The 15,858-nt window shown below is 70.3% G+C and carries 16 protein-coding genes; 13 read left to right on the top strand and 3 right to left on the bottom strand.

The genetic code is table 11. From position 1 onward, the window contains the following. Positions 1 to 35: 35 nt before the first annotated feature. The 8 genes from RN51_RS01020 (at position 36) to RN51_RS00985 (ending at position 7,787) form a co-directional block, all read left to right on the top strand. A complete protein-coding gene (locus RN51_RS01020) occupies positions 36 to 992 on the top strand; it encodes a helix-turn-helix domain-containing protein (RefSeq protein ID WP_045262190.1) in 957 nt (318 codons plus the stop codon). 220 nt (positions 993 to 1,212) lie between these two features. Beyond that, the gene (locus RN51_RS01015; RefSeq protein WP_045262189.1) at positions 1,213 to 2,001 is read left to right on the top strand and encodes a MoaF C-terminal domain-containing protein; all 789 of its coding nucleotides are present in this window, start codon (positions 1,213 to 1,215) and stop codon (positions 1,999 to 2,001) included. Between the two features lie 24 nt (positions 2,002 to 2,025). Continuing rightward, the gene (locus tag RN51_RS01010; RefSeq protein WP_045262188.1) at positions 2,026 to 2,415 is read left to right on the top strand and encodes a nuclear transport factor 2 family protein; all 390 of its coding nucleotides are present in this window, start codon (positions 2,026 to 2,028) and stop codon (positions 2,413 to 2,415) included. A 91-nt stretch (positions 2,416 to 2,506) separates the two neighbouring features. Further along, complete coding sequence (locus tag RN51_RS01005; RefSeq protein WP_045262187.1) at positions 2,507 to 3,679, top strand: ABC transporter substrate-binding protein; 1,173 nt, start codon at positions 2,507 to 2,509, stop codon at positions 3,677 to 3,679. 80 nt (positions 3,680 to 3,759) lie between these two features. After that, positions 3,760 to 4,620 carry a branched-chain amino acid ABC transporter permease gene (locus RN51_RS01000; protein ID WP_045262186.1) on the top strand — a complete coding sequence of 287 codons (861 nt, stop codon included), beginning with the start codon at positions 3,760 to 3,762 and terminating at the stop codon, positions 4,618 to 4,620. Continuing rightward, on the top strand, positions 4,607 to 6,379 hold the full coding sequence (locus RN51_RS00995) for an ABC transporter permease subunit (RefSeq protein ID WP_045262185.1): 1,773 nt from the start codon (positions 4,607 to 4,609) through the stop codon (positions 6,377 to 6,379). The genes RN51_RS01000 and RN51_RS00995 overlap by 14 nt, the downstream gene beginning before the upstream one ends. Then, positions 6,376 to 7,068 (top strand): ABC transporter ATP-binding protein, encoded by a 693-nt coding sequence (locus tag RN51_RS00990; protein WP_045262184.1) that lies wholly within the window; start codon positions 6,376 to 6,378, stop codon positions 7,066 to 7,068. The genes RN51_RS00995 and RN51_RS00990 overlap by 4 nt, the downstream gene beginning before the upstream one ends. A 68-nt stretch (positions 7,069 to 7,136) precedes the next feature. Further along, the gene (locus RN51_RS00985; protein WP_045262183.1) at positions 7,137 to 7,787 is read left to right on the top strand and encodes an HAD-IA family hydrolase; all 651 of its coding nucleotides are present in this window, start codon (positions 7,137 to 7,139) and stop codon (positions 7,785 to 7,787) included. Positions 7,788 to 7,813: 26 nt separating this feature from the next. Here the strand turns inward: RN51_RS00985 and RN51_RS00980 are convergent, their stop codons facing one another. After that, positions 7,814 to 8,848 carry an aldo/keto reductase gene (locus tag RN51_RS00980; RefSeq protein WP_045262182.1) on the bottom strand — a complete coding sequence of 345 codons (1,035 nt, stop codon included), beginning with the start codon at positions 8,846 to 8,848 and terminating at the stop codon, positions 7,814 to 7,816. 117 nt (positions 8,849 to 8,965) lie between these two features. Between RN51_RS00980 and RN51_RS00975 the strand changes: the two genes are divergently transcribed. Then, a complete protein-coding gene (locus RN51_RS00975; RefSeq protein ID WP_045262181.1) occupies positions 8,966 to 9,523 on the top strand; it encodes a TetR/AcrR family transcriptional regulator in 558 nt (185 codons plus the stop codon). A 16-nt stretch (positions 9,524 to 9,539) separates the two neighbouring features. Here the strand turns inward: RN51_RS00975 and RN51_RS00970 are convergent, their stop codons facing one another. Together RN51_RS00970 and RN51_RS00965 are read right to left on the bottom strand one after the other, a co-directional pair. Further along, positions 9,540 to 10,355 (bottom strand): SDR family NAD(P)-dependent oxidoreductase, encoded by an 816-nt coding sequence (locus RN51_RS00970; RefSeq protein ID WP_045262180.1) that lies wholly within the window; start codon positions 10,353 to 10,355, stop codon positions 9,540 to 9,542. A gap of 89 nt (positions 10,356 to 10,444) precedes the next feature. Beyond that, entirely contained in the window at positions 10,445 to 11,335 is an 891-nt protein-coding gene (locus tag RN51_RS00965) for an SDR family NAD(P)-dependent oxidoreductase (RefSeq protein WP_231579179.1), read from the bottom strand. Positions 11,336 to 11,455: 120 nt separating this feature from the next. Between RN51_RS00965 and RN51_RS00960 the strand changes: the two genes are divergently transcribed. Genes RN51_RS00960 through RN51_RS00945 form a run of 4 tightly spaced genes read left to right on the top strand, consistent with a single transcriptional unit; the run spans position 11,456 to position 15,815 of the window. Further along, the gene (locus tag RN51_RS00960; protein WP_045262179.1) at positions 11,456 to 12,910 is read left to right on the top strand and encodes an APC family permease; all 1,455 of its coding nucleotides are present in this window, start codon (positions 11,456 to 11,458) and stop codon (positions 12,908 to 12,910) included. A 38-nt stretch (positions 12,911 to 12,948) separates the two neighbouring features. Beyond that, complete coding sequence (locus RN51_RS00955; RefSeq protein WP_045262178.1) at positions 12,949 to 13,788, top strand: molybdenum cofactor biosynthesis F family protein; 840 nt, start codon at positions 12,949 to 12,951, stop codon at positions 13,786 to 13,788. Position 13,789: 1 nt separating this feature from the next. Continuing rightward, positions 13,790 to 15,433: an amidohydrolase gene (locus RN51_RS00950; RefSeq protein ID WP_045262177.1), complete on the top strand. Its 1,644-nt coding sequence runs from the start codon at positions 13,790 to 13,792 to the stop codon at positions 15,431 to 15,433. A 25-nt stretch (positions 15,434 to 15,458) separates the two neighbouring features. Next, positions 15,459 to 15,815: a YidH family protein gene (locus RN51_RS00945; RefSeq protein ID WP_025103854.1), complete on the top strand. Its 357-nt coding sequence runs from the start codon at positions 15,459 to 15,461 to the stop codon at positions 15,813 to 15,815. Positions 15,816 to 15,858: the final 43 nt, after the last annotated feature.

Raw genomic sequence — 15,858 nt, 5'->3', positions numbered from 1 at the left:
CAACGTCGTCGTTCCACCACCCGAGGTGATCAGTCATGAACGGTGCACCCGCTGCCCCCGCCGAATCGGTATCGACTCTCGTCGCGCGCAACATCAGTGATTTCAGAGCCGCCGTCTCCGAGTCTTTCGTCCCCTTGCAGGTCTCCACGGCAGGGCCGGACCATTTCCGTGGAATCATCCGCGGTGCGTCGGTCGATGAGGTCCACGTGACCGAGGTGCGCGCCACATCGCACGTCGTGGAGCGAACCCCCGAGCTGATCGCCAGGGGCGACCGTTCCTACTTCAAGCTCAGCCTGATGCTCGCCGGCACCGGTCTGCTGATCCAGGACGATCGGGAGGCCGTGCTCCAGGCCGGGGATCTCGCCGTGTACGACACCGACCGACCGTACTCACTCGTCTTCGACGAGGGGTTCCGCACGATGGTCGTGATGTTCCCGAAGCATCTCCTCAGCCTCCCTCCCGACGTGGTCGGCCAGCTCACCGCCGTGCGTATCTCTGGGCAGGAGGGCCTGGGCGGCGTGGTCGTGCCGTACCTGACCCAGCTCGCCGGGAACCTCGACCAGCTCGCCGGAGCGACGGGGGCTCGCCTCGCGCACAGCGCCCTCGACCTCGTCTCCACGGTCTTCACCCGCGAACTCGGTCTCGACGGCGTCTCGGCCGACCCGCACCGCGCGCTCGTGCAGCGCATCCGCTCCCACATCGACCGGAACCTGGCGTCGACCGACCTCGGGCCCGCCTCGATCGCCTCGGCACACTTCATCTCGACCCGCCACCTGCACGGCCTGTTCCAGGAGCAGGGTGTGACCGTGTCGACGTGGATCCGCACGCGTCGTCTCGAGCAGTGCCGCCGCGACCTGCTCGACCCGATGCTCGCAGACCGGCCCGTCGCCGCGATCGCCGCGCGCTGGGGCTTCGTCGACGCGGCGCACTTCAGCCGCGCGTTCAAGGCGGCGTTCGGCATCTCCCCCAGCGAGTACCGCGCCGCTCACTGAACACGACACGAAGACCCGCCGCGCAGGTCGGGTGACCGGCGTGCGCGGAATCGCCGTCATGCCCGCTTGCCCTGGACGGCACGCCGGTTGACTCTCGGCGCGCGATGGGCCCCGCGACCTTGAGCGTCTGAGGGCGTGGGACGGAGCATGAGGCAAGCGCATCGCGACGACGCGGTGCCCGGGGCGAAGAGGCCCTGCCGCGTGCGACGTCTGGACCCGCATGACCGACATCACGACCGACCCGGCACTGGATGAATGGCGAACCTACGATGAGTTCGCCGCCGGGATCGACACCTTCCGCCTGCCGAGCACGCAGCTCGCCGGCACCTCCCTGACGCTGACCCTCGACGACGGCGGCACGCTCTCGCTGCGCTTCGACGAGGAGGCCGTCACCTGGGAGGGCTTCGGCACCGACGGCAGAGACCCGTATGACGCCGTCCGCGTGCGCGAGGACGTCGTGTTCGTCAACATCCCGTTCGAGAGCCGCGAGCGCGAGGCCCTGACGGTCGTCGTCTCCTCCACCACGCATCGGGCGACCGTCATCCGCTCGCGTATCGCCGCCGAGGCCGTCGAGGGCACGCCGCAGGTCGGCCAGGACTTCTGGGCGGCGACGACGGATGCCGGAGCGGCCACGGGCGAGGTTCCCGGCCCCAGCCGCGACCTGATCGGCAAGCGCAACATCTACCGCTACAGCCCGCACCACCTGTACGAGCACGTGTACGTGTCGAGCCAGCGGTACGCGTGGCAGTGCCTGGAGGGCGTGCAGCGCGGTCACGGCGACATGGACCTGTCGACCGTCTGGAAGTTCGCCGACGGCCTGTATCTGTTCTGCTTCCGCGAGTTCCGCATCGCCGTCGCGAGCGTCTGGCTGCACGACCTCGGCTACCAGCTGATGACGACCGGGATCTTCCTCGGGCTGAACGGCGAGGGCGACTCCGAGCACTCCAAGGCCGGCGGGCACATCTACCCGCTCGGCTCGGTCGCCTACCCCGACGCGCAGCCCGTCTGATCGACAGCGAGAACAGGAGACACCATGGGCAATGCCGACATCATCCGCGAGCACTATGCGGCGAGCGACCGCGGCGACCTCGACGGGATGCTCGCACCGCTCGCATCCGATGTGCAGTGGACCGAAGCCGCCGGCTTCCCCTACGCGGGAACCTACATCGGCCCCGACGCGGTGGCCGCCAACGTGTTCCAGCGCATCCAGGAGGACTGGGACGACTACACCGTGGCGATCGACGAGGTCCTCGACGCGGGCGATGCGGTCGTGGGCATCGGCACGTACTCCGGCACCTACCGGCGCACCGGCCGCTTCTTCGCGGCACGTGTGGCCCATGTGTGGCGCCTGGCCGACGGCAGGGTCGTGGCCTTCGAGCAGTTCACCGACACGGAGCTCGTGTCCCGCGCACTGCGCGACTGAGGCTCGCGACACGCACCGCACCGCCACACACACCGCACCACCACACGCACCGCACGCACAGCACGATCCGAATTCGAGAGGCAGGAATCACATGAACAAGCGAGTATCAGGCACCGCGGCACTCATCGCCGTGGCAGCCCTCGCCCTGGCCGGCTGCGCCGGAGGAGATGACGGATCCGGCGGGGGCGACGGCGCCCCGATCGTGGTCGGGTCCATCAACACCATCAGCGGGCCGGCCACCTTCCCCGAGGCGTCCCAGGCAGCAGCCGCGGTGTTCGACGCCTTCAACGACGCTGGCGGACTGGACGGCCGGAAGATCGACTACAAGACCCTCGACGACAAGGGCGACCCCGCCACGGCGACCGCCTCGGCCCGGGAGCTGGTCGGCAGCGACGGCGCCGTCGCGCTGGTCGGCTCCGCGAGCCTGATCGAGTGCGAGATCAACGCCAAGTACTACGAGCAGGAGAGCATCCTGTCGATGCCGGGCATCGGTGTCGACACCGGCTGCTTCGACAGCGAGAACATCTCCCCGGCGAACGTCGGCCCCTTCAACGACATGACCCTCACGCTGCAGTACGGCTCCGAGGTGCTCGGCCTCGACGACATCTGCATCCTCCTCGAGATCGCCGGCTCCACCCGACCGACCTACCAGGCCGCGATCGACAAGTGGTCGGAGATCACCGGCAAGGAGCCGAAGTACGTGGACGACACCGTCCCGTACGGCGCATCCGACTACACGCCCTACATCGTCAAGGCGCGCGAAGCCGGCTGCAAGGCCCTCGCGATCAACCCCGTCGAGCCGGACGCGATCGGTCAGGTCAAGGCCGCGAACGCCCAGGGCTGGGACGACGTGACCTGGCTGTACCTGACGAGCGTCTACAGCGAGAACTTCGCCGAGGCCGTGGACGATGCGGGAGCCGGCATCTACGTTCCCGCGGAGTTCTACCCGTTCACGGACGACAGCGAGATCAACGCCGACTGGCGCACCCTCATGGAGGACAACGACATCCCGCTCACGTCGTTCAGCCAGGGCGGCTACCTCGCCGCAACCTACTTCATCGAGGTGCTCAAGGGCATCGACGGCGACATCACCCGGGAGAGCGTCTCCGAGGCGCTGAAGAACATGGAGCCGATCGAGAACCCGATGGTCGGCACGCCCTACGCGTTCGGCACGCAGAACACCGCGGGCTGGCCGATCATCCTCAAGTCCGGCACCCACGCCTGGGAGCAGGTCGCCGACGACTGGCTCCGCATCGGCGAGTAGTCCACCTGACCGCCTGCCGCCGGGCGCATTACCGGCGGCAGGCACCTTCCGCCCTCCCCCTCGGAACAGAAAGGACGCCCATGCTGCAAGGTGCCATCGCGGGACTCGCCGCCGGCGGTCTCTACGCGGTTCTCGGCGTATGCCTGACGCTCATGTCCCGGCTCGTGCGGGTCGTCAACTTCGCCCAGGCCGCGACCGGCATGTTCGGCGGCTTCACGGCCGTCTGGTTCGTGCGCGAACTCGGGCTGCCCATCTGGGTCGGATCCGTGCTCGGTGTGCTCGTGGCGGGTCTGCTGGCCGCGGCGATCGGGTTCATCGCGGCGACGTGGCTGTCCGAGGCGTCGACCACGACCCGCTCGGCCATGACCGTCGGCCCGCTGCTGCTGCTGATCTCGATGTCGTTCATCCTGTTCGGCAACAAGCCGCAGCCGTTCGCGCCGATCATCGCCGGGCCCGCTTTCACGATCGGCGGCGTCGTCGTCAGCCAGGTCACCGTCGCGACCGTCGCGATGGCGATCGTGACAGCCGTCGCCGTGCGCATCGTCCTGCGTCGCACCAGGGTCGGAACGCAGCTGCGCGCCCTCTCCGAGCGCCCCACGACGGCGGAGCTGCTCGGCATCCGCTCGCGGCCGCTCTCCATCGCGGTGTGGTTCGTCACCGGTGTGATCAGCGCGATCGCGATCATCATCGTGGCGCCGTCGCAGTCCAACGACGCCACGAGCCTGTCGATGCTCATCGTGCCCGCCGCCGCAGCCGCGCTCCTCGGGGGCTTCCGTCGCCTCGACCTCGCTGTGGTCGGGGGACTCGTCCTCGGCGTGCTCGGCGGACTCGTCGCCCAGATCGACGAGGTGGCGCTGGTGCGCAACTTCCTCCCGTTCCTGTTCATCGTCGTCCTGCTGCTCTGGACGCAGCGCAAGGAGGTGTGGGATGCCGCTCGCTGACCGCCCCTGGTTCCGCATCACCTGGCCGTTCGCCGTCGCCCTCGTCGGCATCGGGGTCGGTGCGATCCTCAGCTCGGCCCTGCCCGGGTACTTCGTCTTCCTCGCCATCAGCGCCGTCACCGCCGCCATCGCCATCCTCGGCCTCGGCATCGTGACCGGCTCGGCGGGGATGATCGCCCTGTGCCAGCTCACGTTCGCCGCCGTCGGCGCGTGGATCGTCTCGCTGCTCAACGTCCTGCAGGCACCGGGCGGATTCCTCCTGTGGCTGCTCCTCGGCGGTATCGCCGCAGGGCTCGTCGGGATCCTGGTCGGCCTCCCCGCCCTGCGACTGCGGGGGGTGAACCTGGCGGTCGTGACCCTCGGCTTCGCCGCAGCGGCCGACGTCACGCTGGTGCAGATCCAGTTCCCCGGCTCGGCGGACGGCACCGCCATCGAACGACCGGAGATGTTCTCGAACGACCGTCAGTTCTTCTTCCTCTCCATCGTCGTGCTCGCGGTCTGCGCCCTCGGCGTGTTCTTCCTGCAGCGTGGCCGCTGGGGGTCGAGCTGGAAGGCCGTGGCATTCTCCGAACGGGGAACCGCCGCCTCGGGGCAGAGCGTTCAGGCGGCCAAGCTGACCGCCTTCGCCGTCTCCGCGGCCCTCGGCGGCATCTCGGGCGGGCTGCTGGCCGGTCAGGTGCAGCTGCCGTTCGCGTCGAGCTTCACCCCGCTGCAGTCGCTCGCGCTCTACGTGCTGGCGATCATGTCCGGCGCCCACCTGATCGACATGGCGATCTTCGGCGGGCTGCTCTGGGTGCTCGTGCCCGAGCTCCTCAAGCGCTGGGGCGTGCCGCAGGACTGGGCCTTCGTCGTCTTCGGCGTGCTGGGCGTGCAGGCGCTCACCAGCGGCACCAACCTCGGCCAGGGCATCCGCAACCTGCTCTACCGCCGCGCGGACCGGAGAACCGCGAACGCGCAGCTCACCGCGCTGCCCGCCGATGCCGGAGCCGATGCCTCGGTCGTCACGACGACGACCACGGCGACGGTCGACGATGCCATCCTCCACGGTGCGCCCGTGCTCACCGTGGAGGGTCTGACGGTGCAGTTCGGCGCACTCAAGGCACTGGATGATGTGTCGTTCCAGGTGCCGGCTGCGTCGATCATGGGGCTGATCGGGCCCAACGGTGCCGGGAAGTCGACCTTCGTCGACGCAATCAGCGGCTTCCTGCCGAAGCACGGAGGACGCGTGCTGCTCGACGACCGCGATCTGGCCGGTCTCTCCCCCACCCGTCGTGCGAGATGGGGGCTGCGGCGCACGTTCCAACAGGATCGGGTCCCGCCCGCGCTCACGGTCGGCGCCTACGTGCGGTTCGTGGCCAGACGCCGGCTCGCGAAGGCCGACATCGACGAGGTGCTGGAGTTCTTCGGCTGCCCGCACGCCCGCGCACGTCTGTCGAGTGTCGACGTCGGTACCCGACGGCTGGTGGAGGTCGCCGCGAACGTCGCCGCCCGACCCCGCCTGCTGATCCTCGACGAGCCCGCTGCCGGCCTGTCGCACGAGGAGCACCTGGCGCTCGCGGCACGTCTGCGAGACCTGCCGGCACGCTACGGCGTCGCCCTGATCATCATCGAGCACGACCTCGACCTCGTGCGCTCCGTCTGCCCCACCCTGACCGTGCTCGACTTCGGTCGGGTGCTGGCGAGCGGACCGCAGGCCGAGGTGCTCGCGAACCCCGACGTGGTGAAGGCCTACATGGGAGAGACGGAGCTGCTGACATGAGCGAACTCGTGATGGACGCCGTGACGGTGAGTCGCGGAGCCGGACCGGTCATCTCGGACGTCTCGCTGCGGGTCGCCGGCGGCGAGGTGCTGGCCCTGGTCGGCCCCAACGGCGCGGGCAAGACCAGCCTGATCGAATCCGTCTCGGGCGTGACCCCTCACTCCGCGGGGAGCATCACCCTCGACGGCGAACCCATCGACAAGCTCTCCCGAGTCACCAGGGCACGACGCGGCATCGTGCACATCGAGCAGGGACGAGCGGTGTTCCCGTCGCTGACCGTGCGCGAGAACCTCTCGCTCACGGCCCGCACCCCTGCGGAGTTCGATGCCGTCCTGGCGCAGTTCCCCGAACTCGAGAAGCGCATCGACGCCCCCACCGCGCTGCTGTCCGGCGGCGAGCAGCAGATGGTCGTGCTCGCCAGGGCGTTCGCCGCGAAACCGCGCATCCTGCTGATCGACGAGATGTCGCTCGGCCTCGCCCCCGTCGTGTTCCTGCGGCTGATGCCGATCGTGCAGTCGATCGCCGAGTCGGGGGTCGGAGTGCTGCTGGTCGAGCAGTTCACCCAGCTCGCGCTCGGGCTGGCCGAGGAAGCGGTGGTCGTCGCCGGCGGACGCGTCTCCTTCCAGGGCACAGCACAGGCGCTGCAGGCCGACCCCGCGCTGCTGCACCGTGCCTACCTCGGCGGCTGAGCAGACACGGGCGGCAGGCGAGGACGAGCGGGCAGGGACGAACGGGCGGCGGGGATTAGCCTGAGAGGATGACCCAGACCATCCACGCCCGCGCCGCCCTCCTCGACATGGACGGCACACTCGTCGACTCGACCGCTGTGGTGGAGCGGCTGTGGCTGGCCTGGGCGGAGCCCCACGGGATCGCCCCAGAGACGGTGCTGAGCGTCGTGCACGGACGTCAGGGTCATCAGAGCATGGCGATCATGCTGCCCGAGCGCGACCACGCGATCAACCTCCGCGAGAACGAGGTCATGCTCGCGAACGAGGCGTCCGACGTGGAAGGCGTCATCATGATCCCCGGCGCCGACGGCCTGCTCGATGCTCTGGAGCCCTTCGCCCACGCGATCGTGACCTCCGCCAACGTCGCCTTGATGACCGCGCGGATGCGGCAGGCCGGGCTGACCGTGCCCGCCCTCGCCGTGACGGCCGAGAACGTGTCGGCGTCGAAGCCCGACCCGGAGGGCTTCCTCCTCGCTGCGCGCACTCTGGGCGTCGACCCCGCGGACTGCCTCGTGTTCGAAGACTCCGGCGCCGGGATCCAGGCCGCCCACGCCGCGGGCATGCGAGTGATCGGCGTCGGCCCGCACGCCGCCGCCCACGCGCCGACCGCGCACGTGGACGACCTCACGCACGTGTCGATCGCCGCCGTCGACGACGGCTTCGAGCTCCGGATCGGCTGAGCGGTCCGGAGCTCACACCCGGTCGCCTAGGCGGCGGAGCGGTGCGCCACCGGTCGCCGTCGCAGCGCGGCCTCGAGCACAGCGGGCGGGTTGTACTGCTGATCGAGGCGTCCGACATCGGTGCCGGGCGGGACGATCGCGTCGATCCGGTCGAGCACCTCGTCCGTGAGCGCGATGTCCACTCCCGCGAGCAGGTCGTCCAGCTGCTCCATCGACCGCGGGCCGATCAGCGCGCTCGTGACACCGGGATGCGCGATCGCGAACGCCATCGCGAGGTGGGTCATCCGGATGCCGGTCTCCTCGGAGAGCGCGACGATCTGCTCCACGGCGTCGATCCGCCGCTCGTCCTGGTTGTGCCGGAACATGGTCGCGCGAGCGAGATCGGTCTGCTGTCCCTTCCGGAACCGTCCGGTCAGCATGCCGCCGGCGAGAGGACTCCAGACGAGGGCGCCCATGCCGTAGCGCTGCGCGACGGGCAGGACTTCCCGTTCGATGCCACGGTTCAGGATCGAGTAGGTCGGCTGCTCGGTGCGGAAGCGCTCGAGGCCCCGACGCTCGGAGATCCACTGCGCCTCGACCTGCATCGAGGCGGGGAAGTCCGAGCTGCCGATCGCCCGCACCTTGCCGCTGCGGACCAGATCGGTCAGCGCGGAGAGCGTCTCCTCGAGGTCGACGGTGTCGTCAGGACGGTGCGCCTGGTACAGGTCGATGTAGTCGGTACCCAGCCGACGGAGCGAGTCCTCGACGGCGCGCATGATCCATCGGCGGGAGTTGCCGCGCCTGTTCGGGTCGGTGCCCATCGGTCCGTTGAACTTCGTGGCCAGGACCACGTCGTCGCGACGGCCGGCGAGCGCCTTGCCGATGAGTTCTTCGGAGCCGCCCTGCGAGTAGCGGTCGGCCGTGTCGATGATGTTGATGCCCGCATCGAGCGCGCGGTGCACGATGCGGAGGGAGTCCCGCTCGTCGCCGTTCCCGATGCTGCCGTCCGTCCCGAGCATCATGGCCCCGAGGGCGAACGGGCTCACCTGGATGCCGGTGCGGCCGAGGGTGCGGTAGTGCATGTCGTGTTCCTTCCTGAATGGCGCTCTGCTGTCCGGTGCCGTATCGTCGACCGAAGTGGAACGCCTTTCCGGAAGCATACGGAACGGTGTTCCGTTTATGCAACCCCTGGAGGATCCATGCGCGCCGACGCCCGCCGCAATGCCGACGCCCTGACCGACGCCGCGCGCGAGGTCTTCGCCACGGAGGGGGTCGATGCGCCCGCGAGGCTGATCGCCGAGCGCGCAGGCGTCGGAGTGGGCACCCTGTATCGCCGCTTCCCGCAGCGGTCTGACCTCGTGGTCGCCGTCTTCCGGCATGCCGTCGATGCCACCGCGGCGGCCGCGGACGAGCTCGCCGCCGCGCACGCCCCGGATGAGGCGCTGGCTCTGTGGTTGCAGCGCTTCACGCAGTTCATCGCCACGAAGCGCGGACTCGCTGCCGCGCTGCACTCCGGAGATCCCGCCTTCGAGGCACTGCCGTCCTACTTCACCGCCGAACTCGGCGGAGCGCTCGAACGTCTTCTCGACGCCGCAGCCGAGGCGGGAAGGATCCGCCGCGACGTCGACGCGACGCAACTCCTGTACGCCGCAGCGAACCTCTGCCACTCCGCGGGATCGGAGGAGCAGAGCCAGGTCCTGGTCGGGCTGCTCGTGGACGGTCTCCGCTACCGAGCAACGGCCGGAACCCGCCCCTGACGCACCCGCGGGTCGGTCACATCCCGGCGTGATCGAAGGCGATGGTCGGCACGTCGACGACGTGCGAACCGCCGTCCGCCACGATCACGGCACCGGTGATGTAGGACGACTCCCCCGACCCGAGGAACCGCACCACCGAGGCGATCTCGGAGGGGCGCGCCGGGCGACGCAGCGGCACGTCGGCGGTGACCGTCGCATACGCCTCCTCACGGGACCCCAGGCCCGCATGCGAGGCGAACTCGTCCATCTCGTCATCGGCCATGGGCGTCTGCACCCAGCCGGGGCAGATCGCGTTCACCCGCACGCCGTGCCGGCCGTAGTCACGCGCCAGCGTGCGGGTCAGACCGATCAGCGCGTGCTTGCCCACCGTGTACCCGGCCACCGACGGGCCGGCGAACAGACCGGCGAGCGAGGAGACGATCACGATCTGCCCCTTCGCCTCGATCAGGGCGGGAAGGGCCTCGCGCGCCATCGTGAACGCGGTCGTGAGGTTCGCCCGGATCGCCGCCTCCCAGCTCGCATCGTCGGTGTCCCCGACCGGCGAGAACCCGTGGCCGCCGGCGTTCGCGACGAGCACGTCGATGCGACCGAAGCGCGCCAGCACCTCGGCGACAGCGGCCTGGGCCGACGCGGTGTCCGCGGCATCCGCGATGACGGGCACCGCGCCCACCGCCCGCTCCACCTCGTGCAGCGGCTCCGCTCGCCGGCCCACCACCACGACGTGGGCGCCTTCTGCCGCGTAGCGCTCGGCGATGGCCGCGCCGATGCCCGTGCCGCCCCCTGTGATGACGACGACGCGCCCCGAGACGCTCGATCCGACCGTGATTCCCATGTCTTCTCCTGTGCGGTGTTCGCGTGATGCGCGTGCGCGCTGTTCGTACGATGCGCGTGCGCGCGATGGTCTGGTCCGATGCGTCCGCGTCAGGCGGGGAATCCCGAGCGGGCGGTGTAGCCGAAATCGCTGATCAGCGTGGTGCCGTTCACCGCTCCGGCGTGAGGCGACAGCAGGTAGGCCACGTGGGCGGCCACCTGGTCGGCGGTCTGCACGGGGAATCCGGGATCGTCGAGAGCGGCCTCACCCAGATCTCCGCGACTCATCGGGGTGTCGACGACCGACGGCGCGATCGAGTTCACGCGGACCCCGGTGCCGAGGAGATCGACGGACAGCGCGCGCCCGAACTGCACGAGCGCGGCCTTCGAGGCGCAATAGGGGGCCATCCCTGGTGAGGCGACGACGGCCGAGTCGCTCGCGAGGAGGACGACGGACGCCCGGACCGCGACCCGCAGCGCAGGGAGCGCGTGCTTGAGCACCAGGAAGGGACCGGTCACGTTGACGGCGAGCACGGCGTTCCACGCGGCGAGGTCGGTGTCCTCGATCGACGAACCGACCGGACCGGAGATCCCTGCGCAGCACACGACGTGATCCAGACCGCCCAGCCCCGTGATCGCTGCGGACACGGCGGCCCGGACCTGCTCCTCATCCGTCACGTCGGCGACCACGAGCACCGCCGCCGGCGCTTCCGGAACAGAGTCCCGCACGAGCGCAGCGGTGGCCTCCAGGGCGGCGCCGTCGCGGTCGAGCAACGCCACCCGCACCCCCTCCCCCGCGAGTGCGCGGGCCGTGGCACGACCGATGCCGCTCCCGGCTCCCGTGATCAGGGCCGTCCTGTCGTGCAGCTGCAGATCCATCTGTTCCTCGCAGGCCGTCCGTGCACCGGTGGTGCGGAGGAGGACGGCGGTGTCATCACGGTCATCCTGCTCCTCTGCCCCCGGCGGCTCGAAGGTCCCGGAGGAGGCTGTGCACGCTGGCACCATCGTCCTTCCCTCAGGGTCAAGCGCGCCGTCGACAGCACGAGCAGACTCGCTCTATCGACGATTCCCCTCGTCGTCGATGCCGTGTCCGCACGGCCGTCACCCAGCAAAGGAGCCGACGTGGCAGACCCGACATCCGCGTCCACGACGCACGCCCACACCTCTCTTCGACCCGGCGCCCTCGGCGTCGCCGGCATCGTCTTCCTCGTCCTCGCGGCGGTCGCGCCGCTGACCGGCATCGTGGTCGTCGCCTCCCTCGCGATCGCGCTGGGCAACGGCGGCGGCACCCCGATGTCGTTCTTCCTCGTCGCGGGGATCCTGCTGCTGTTCGCTATCGGCTACGCCCAGATGTCGAAGCAGCTCGTGAACGCGGGGGGCTTCTACGCCTTCGTCGTGAAGGGCCTCGGCCGCACCGGCGGGCTCATCGCCGGCCTCATCGCGACGCTCGGCTACAACTTCTTCGTGGTCGGCACGATCGGCACCAGCGGCTTCTTCATGCAGACGATCATCCGCGACCTCACCGGACTCGACGTGCACTGGCTCGTCTGGGGCCTGCTGTCGATCGTCGTGTGCTTCGTGCTGGCCCGGGTAGGCGTCGACTTCAGCTCGAAGATCCTCGGCGTGTGCCTCGTGCTCGAGGTGCTCATGCTCGTCGTGTTCGACGTCTCCGTGCTCGTGCAGACCGGCTACGACGTGGCGGCGTTCAGCCCCGAGGCCGTCTTCTCCGGCTCGCTGCCCATCGGGCTGCTGCTCGCGGCGACCGGCTTCCTCGGGTTCGAGGCCACGGCGCTCTTCAGCGAGGAGGCCAAGCAGCCGCTGCGCACGATCCCGCGGGCGACCTACACCTCGATCATCGCGATCGGGGTGATCCTCGGCATCACGACCTGGGCCGTGGTGAGCGCGACCGGTGTCGCACAGGCGCAGGCCACCGCGCTGGAGCACCTGCCCACGGGCGACCTCATCTTCTCGCTCTCGCAGCAGTACCTGGGCGGCCCGCTCACGACCGTGATGATGGTGCTGCTCCTGGTGAGCCTGTTCGCGGCGATGCTCGCCTTCCACAACTCCGCCACCCGCTACCTGTACTCGCTGGGTCGCGCGAAGATCCTCCCGCAGGCCCTCGCCCGCACCCGCCCGAACGGCGCTCCGCAGCTCGCGGGCATCGTGCAGGCCGGCTTCGCGGCGATCGTGGCGATCCTGTTCGCCCTCGCCGGCGCCGACCCCATCGTCACGCTCGTGCCCGCGATGCTCGGCTTCGGCACCCTCAGCGTGCTGATCCTGCAGGGGCTCGCGGCGATCTCGATCGTCGTGTACTTCCGGCGCCGGAACGACCCGCGGTGGTGGAGCACGTTCGTCGCTCCGGGCATCGGCTTCCTCGGCATCGCGGCCATCTCGATCCTGGCGATCGTGAACTTCAACATCGTGGCCGGCTCCGAGGAGCTCGCGATCCGCCTGATGCCGCTCCTGCTCGTGCTCGCGCTGATAGGCGGCATCGTCTACGCCGCCTACCTCCGTCGTGCCAAGCCCGCCGTCTACGACGGCCTCGCCACCGATCTGGAGCGGTTCAGCGACCGCTGACGTCCGCCCGACCCCGTTCTCCGAAGGAAGGAATCCCCATGACGACCCTGAACCCCGCCGACACCTCCACCTGGCTGCCGCTGGAAGGTCTCGCCCCCGGCTTCGACGCCAACAAGGCCCCGCACAGCACCGCCCTGAACGGTCGCGAGATCGCCGTCGTCGACGCCCGCGGCACTCGCATCGTCCACCGCTTCGACGACTCGACGGTCACCTGGGAGTACCAGCCCGGCGCCGAGGACCCCACGGAGGCCGCGTCCGACACCGACGACTACGAGGCGTTCGAGGTCGACGACGAGCTCTACTTCGTGCAGTTCCACCACCGCTACCTCCCGAACGAGGCCGTCTCGCTCGTGCTCGACCTGCGACACGGACGCTCCCTCGCGGTGATCTCCGAGATCCTCCCCGCGCCCGAGCAGGGCCGCACCCGGGTGCAGCACCACTTCGCCCCCGGCACCATCGAGGGCGCCGAGGTCACCGGCGCCGAGGCCGCCCCCACGACCACGCTCATCGGTCGCCGGGTGGAGTGGGTCTACAGCGGGGAGCACGCCTACGAGCACGTGTACCTCTCCCCGCGCTGGTACTCGTGGCAGTGCCTGGCCGGTCCGGAGCGCGGACTCGCGGACACCGACGAGAACAGCGTGTGGGAGGTGCGCCCCGGCATCTACGTCTTCGCGTGGCGCGAGAAGGTGATCCCGTGCGCCTCCGTGACGATCGCCGACCACCGCGACGTCAACGCGATCCGCTCCCACGGTGTGCTGTTCGGTCTGGACGAGACCGGCGAGGTGCCGACGCACTTCACGTTCGGCGCACACGGCCGCCTGCTGTCGACCACCCACCACACGCCCGCGCTCGAGCCCGCGACCTTCGGAGACGCCTGACATGACCGACGTCGCCGACCTCCTCGTCACCGGCTCCGTGATCCGCACGTCCGACCGCGCTCGCCCGCGCGCCGAGGCCTTCGCCGTACGCGACGGACGGATCCTCGCCGTCGGCGACCGCGCCGACGTGGAGGCGTTCCGGGGCCGACGCACGCAGGTCGTCGAGGTCGGCGACGCGGCCGTCTATCCCGGGTTCGTGGACGTGCACAACCACCACGCGCTCGCCGGACGGACCGAGCTCTTCGAACTGTCGCTCGCCCCGTCCCTCACTCTCGACGAGATCCTCGACCGGGTGCGGGAGAAGGCGCAGACGCTGCCGGAGGACGCCTGGATCGTCGGCGGCGCCGTGGCCACGACCCTGCTCCCGACCCTCGCGAACACCGCCACGCGGCGCCGGCTGGACGAGGCGGCGGGCGGACGGCCGGTGGCGCTCATGGAGGACTCCCGCCACAACCGCTGGGCCAGCACCCGGGCCCTGGAGCTCGCCGGCATCACGGCCGGCAGCATCCCGGCCGCCGGAGTGACGGTGCTCGACCCCGATGACGGCACCCCCACCGGCGTGCTCCTGGAAGCCGCCGGCATCCCGGTGCAGGAGGCGTACGACCGCAGCGGCGGACTCACCGCGGAGCAGCACGCCGCCGCGTCCCGCCGCGGCATCGAGCTGCTGAACTCGTTCGGGATCACCGCGTTCCAGGACGCCGGGGTCTCCGTCGACATCCTCGCCGCGCTCGCCGGCCTCGACCGCGCCGACGAGCTGCACGCCTGGGTGGTCTCCTCGCTCCTCATCAACGACGAGATCTTCGGGTTCGACCCCATCGGCGCGCCCCTGCTCGACCGGGGTGAGGAGTTCCGCACCCCGCATCATCGCCCGGACTTCGTGAAGATCTTCCTCGACGGCGTGCCGCCCGCCCGCACCGCCTCCTTCCTCGACCCGTATCCGACGGATCCGGTGCACGGCGCGCACTTCCACGGCGAGACGACCATGACCCTCGACGAGCTCACCGACTGGCTGCGCGCCGTCGCGGCACGCGGCCTCGGGGCCAAGGTGCACTGCACCGGCGACGGGTCGGCACGCCTCGTGCTCGATGCCGCCGCGCGCCTGCGCGGGGAGGGCTTCACGACGCCGGTGCAGATCGCGCACGGGCAGTTCCTCGCGGAGAGCGACATCCCCCGGCTCGCGGCGCTCGACGTCTCCGCCGACATCTCCCCGTTCATCTGGTATCCGGGCGTCATCCCGCAGGCGCTGGCGGACGTGCTGGGAGAGCGTGCCGAGCACTCGCAGCCCAACCGCGCGCTCCTCGACGCCGGGGCCCTCGTGGCCGGCGGCTCGGACTGGCCCGTGAGCGAGTCGCCGAACACGCTCGAGGGCCTGCAGGGGCTCGTGACACGGGCCGATCCGCTCGGTCGCGCCGCGGGCACGCTGTGGCCGGAGCAGGCGATCTCTGCCGAGGAGGCGCTGGAGGTCTTCACGATCAACGCCGCGACGGCGATGGGGCTCGGTGCGGAGACCGGTTCGCTGACCCCCGGCAAGTCGGCCGACTTCGTGATCCTGGAACGGGATGCGATCGGCGGACCGGCGGAGGAGATCGTGCACACTGAGGTCGTCTCGACGTGGTTCGCCGGGCGCACGGTGCACGAGCGCTGAGCGCGCCGAGCCGTACGATGGGCGCATGCGTCGCTTCCCCGCCTCCGTCTACCGGGTCGGGGACGAGCCCGATCCCCGGTTCTCCCTCGCCAACGAGCGCACGTTCCTGGCCTGGACCCGGACCGGCCTGGCGCTGATCGCGGGCGGCGTCGCGCTCGAGGTCCTCGGCCTCGATCTGCACCCCGGGTTCCGGCTGGCCGCCTCGCTGCTGCTGATGATCGCCGGCACGGCCGTGGCGCCGCTCGCCTGGTTCGAGTGGATGCGGGCCGAACGCGCCCTCCGGCAGGGACGACCGCTGCCCGGCGCGCTGTCGGCGGTGGTGCTCGCCGTGGTCGTGGTGACGACGGGGCTGCTCGTCCTCGCCGGGGTGCTGTGGCGCTGAGCGAGGCCTGCCGATGACCGCCCCCGATACCCCGGTCCCCGAC

The sequence above is a fragment of the Microbacterium oxydans genome, from assembly GCF_000956405.1.
Classification (GTDB): domain Bacteria; phylum Actinomycetota; class Actinomycetes; order Actinomycetales; family Microbacteriaceae; genus Microbacterium; species Microbacterium oxydans_C.
The sequence above is the reverse complement of the archived record's forward strand: the minus strand, read 5'-3'. Positions and strand labels throughout refer to the sequence as shown.

Bases quoted from the DNA above. Each gene is read 5' to 3' on its own strand.
- RN51_RS00970 (WP_045262180.1), bottom strand. From the start codon at position 10,355: ATGGGAATCACGGTCGGATCGAGCGTCTCGGGGCGCGTCGTCGTCATC.
- RN51_RS00980 (WP_045262182.1), bottom strand. From the start codon at position 8,848: ATGCACTACCGCACCCTCGGCCGCACCGGCATCCAGGTGAGCCCGTTC.
- RN51_RS01015 (WP_045262189.1), top strand. From the start codon at position 1,213: ATGACCGACATCACGACCGACCCGGCACTGGATGAATGGCGAACCTAC.
- RN51_RS00950 (WP_045262177.1), top strand. From the start codon at position 13,790: ATGACCGACGTCGCCGACCTCCTCGTCACCGGCTCCGTGATCCGCACG.
- RN51_RS01020 (WP_045262190.1), top strand. From the start codon at position 36: ATGAACGGTGCACCCGCTGCCCCCGCCGAATCGGTATCGACTCTCGTC.
- RN51_RS00995 (WP_045262185.1), top strand. From the start codon at position 4,607: ATGCCGCTCGCTGACCGCCCCTGGTTCCGCATCACCTGGCCGTTCGCC.
- RN51_RS00985 (WP_045262183.1), top strand. From the start codon at position 7,137: ATGACCCAGACCATCCACGCCCGCGCCGCCCTCCTCGACATGGACGGC.
- RN51_RS00990 (WP_045262184.1), top strand. From the start codon at position 6,376: ATGAGCGAACTCGTGATGGACGCCGTGACGGTGAGTCGCGGAGCCGGA.
- RN51_RS01000 (WP_045262186.1), top strand. From the start codon at position 3,760: ATGCTGCAAGGTGCCATCGCGGGACTCGCCGCCGGCGGTCTCTACGCG.
- RN51_RS01010 (WP_045262188.1), top strand. From the start codon at position 2,026: ATGGGCAATGCCGACATCATCCGCGAGCACTATGCGGCGAGCGACCGC.
- RN51_RS01005 (WP_045262187.1), top strand. From the start codon at position 2,507: ATGAACAAGCGAGTATCAGGCACCGCGGCACTCATCGCCGTGGCAGCC.
- RN51_RS00975 (WP_045262181.1), top strand. From the start codon at position 8,966: ATGCGCGCCGACGCCCGCCGCAATGCCGACGCCCTGACCGACGCCGCG.
- RN51_RS00955 (WP_045262178.1), top strand. From the start codon at position 12,949: ATGACGACCCTGAACCCCGCCGACACCTCCACCTGGCTGCCGCTGGAA.
- RN51_RS00945 (WP_025103854.1), top strand. From the start codon at position 15,459: ATGCGTCGCTTCCCCGCCTCCGTCTACCGGGTCGGGGACGAGCCCGAT.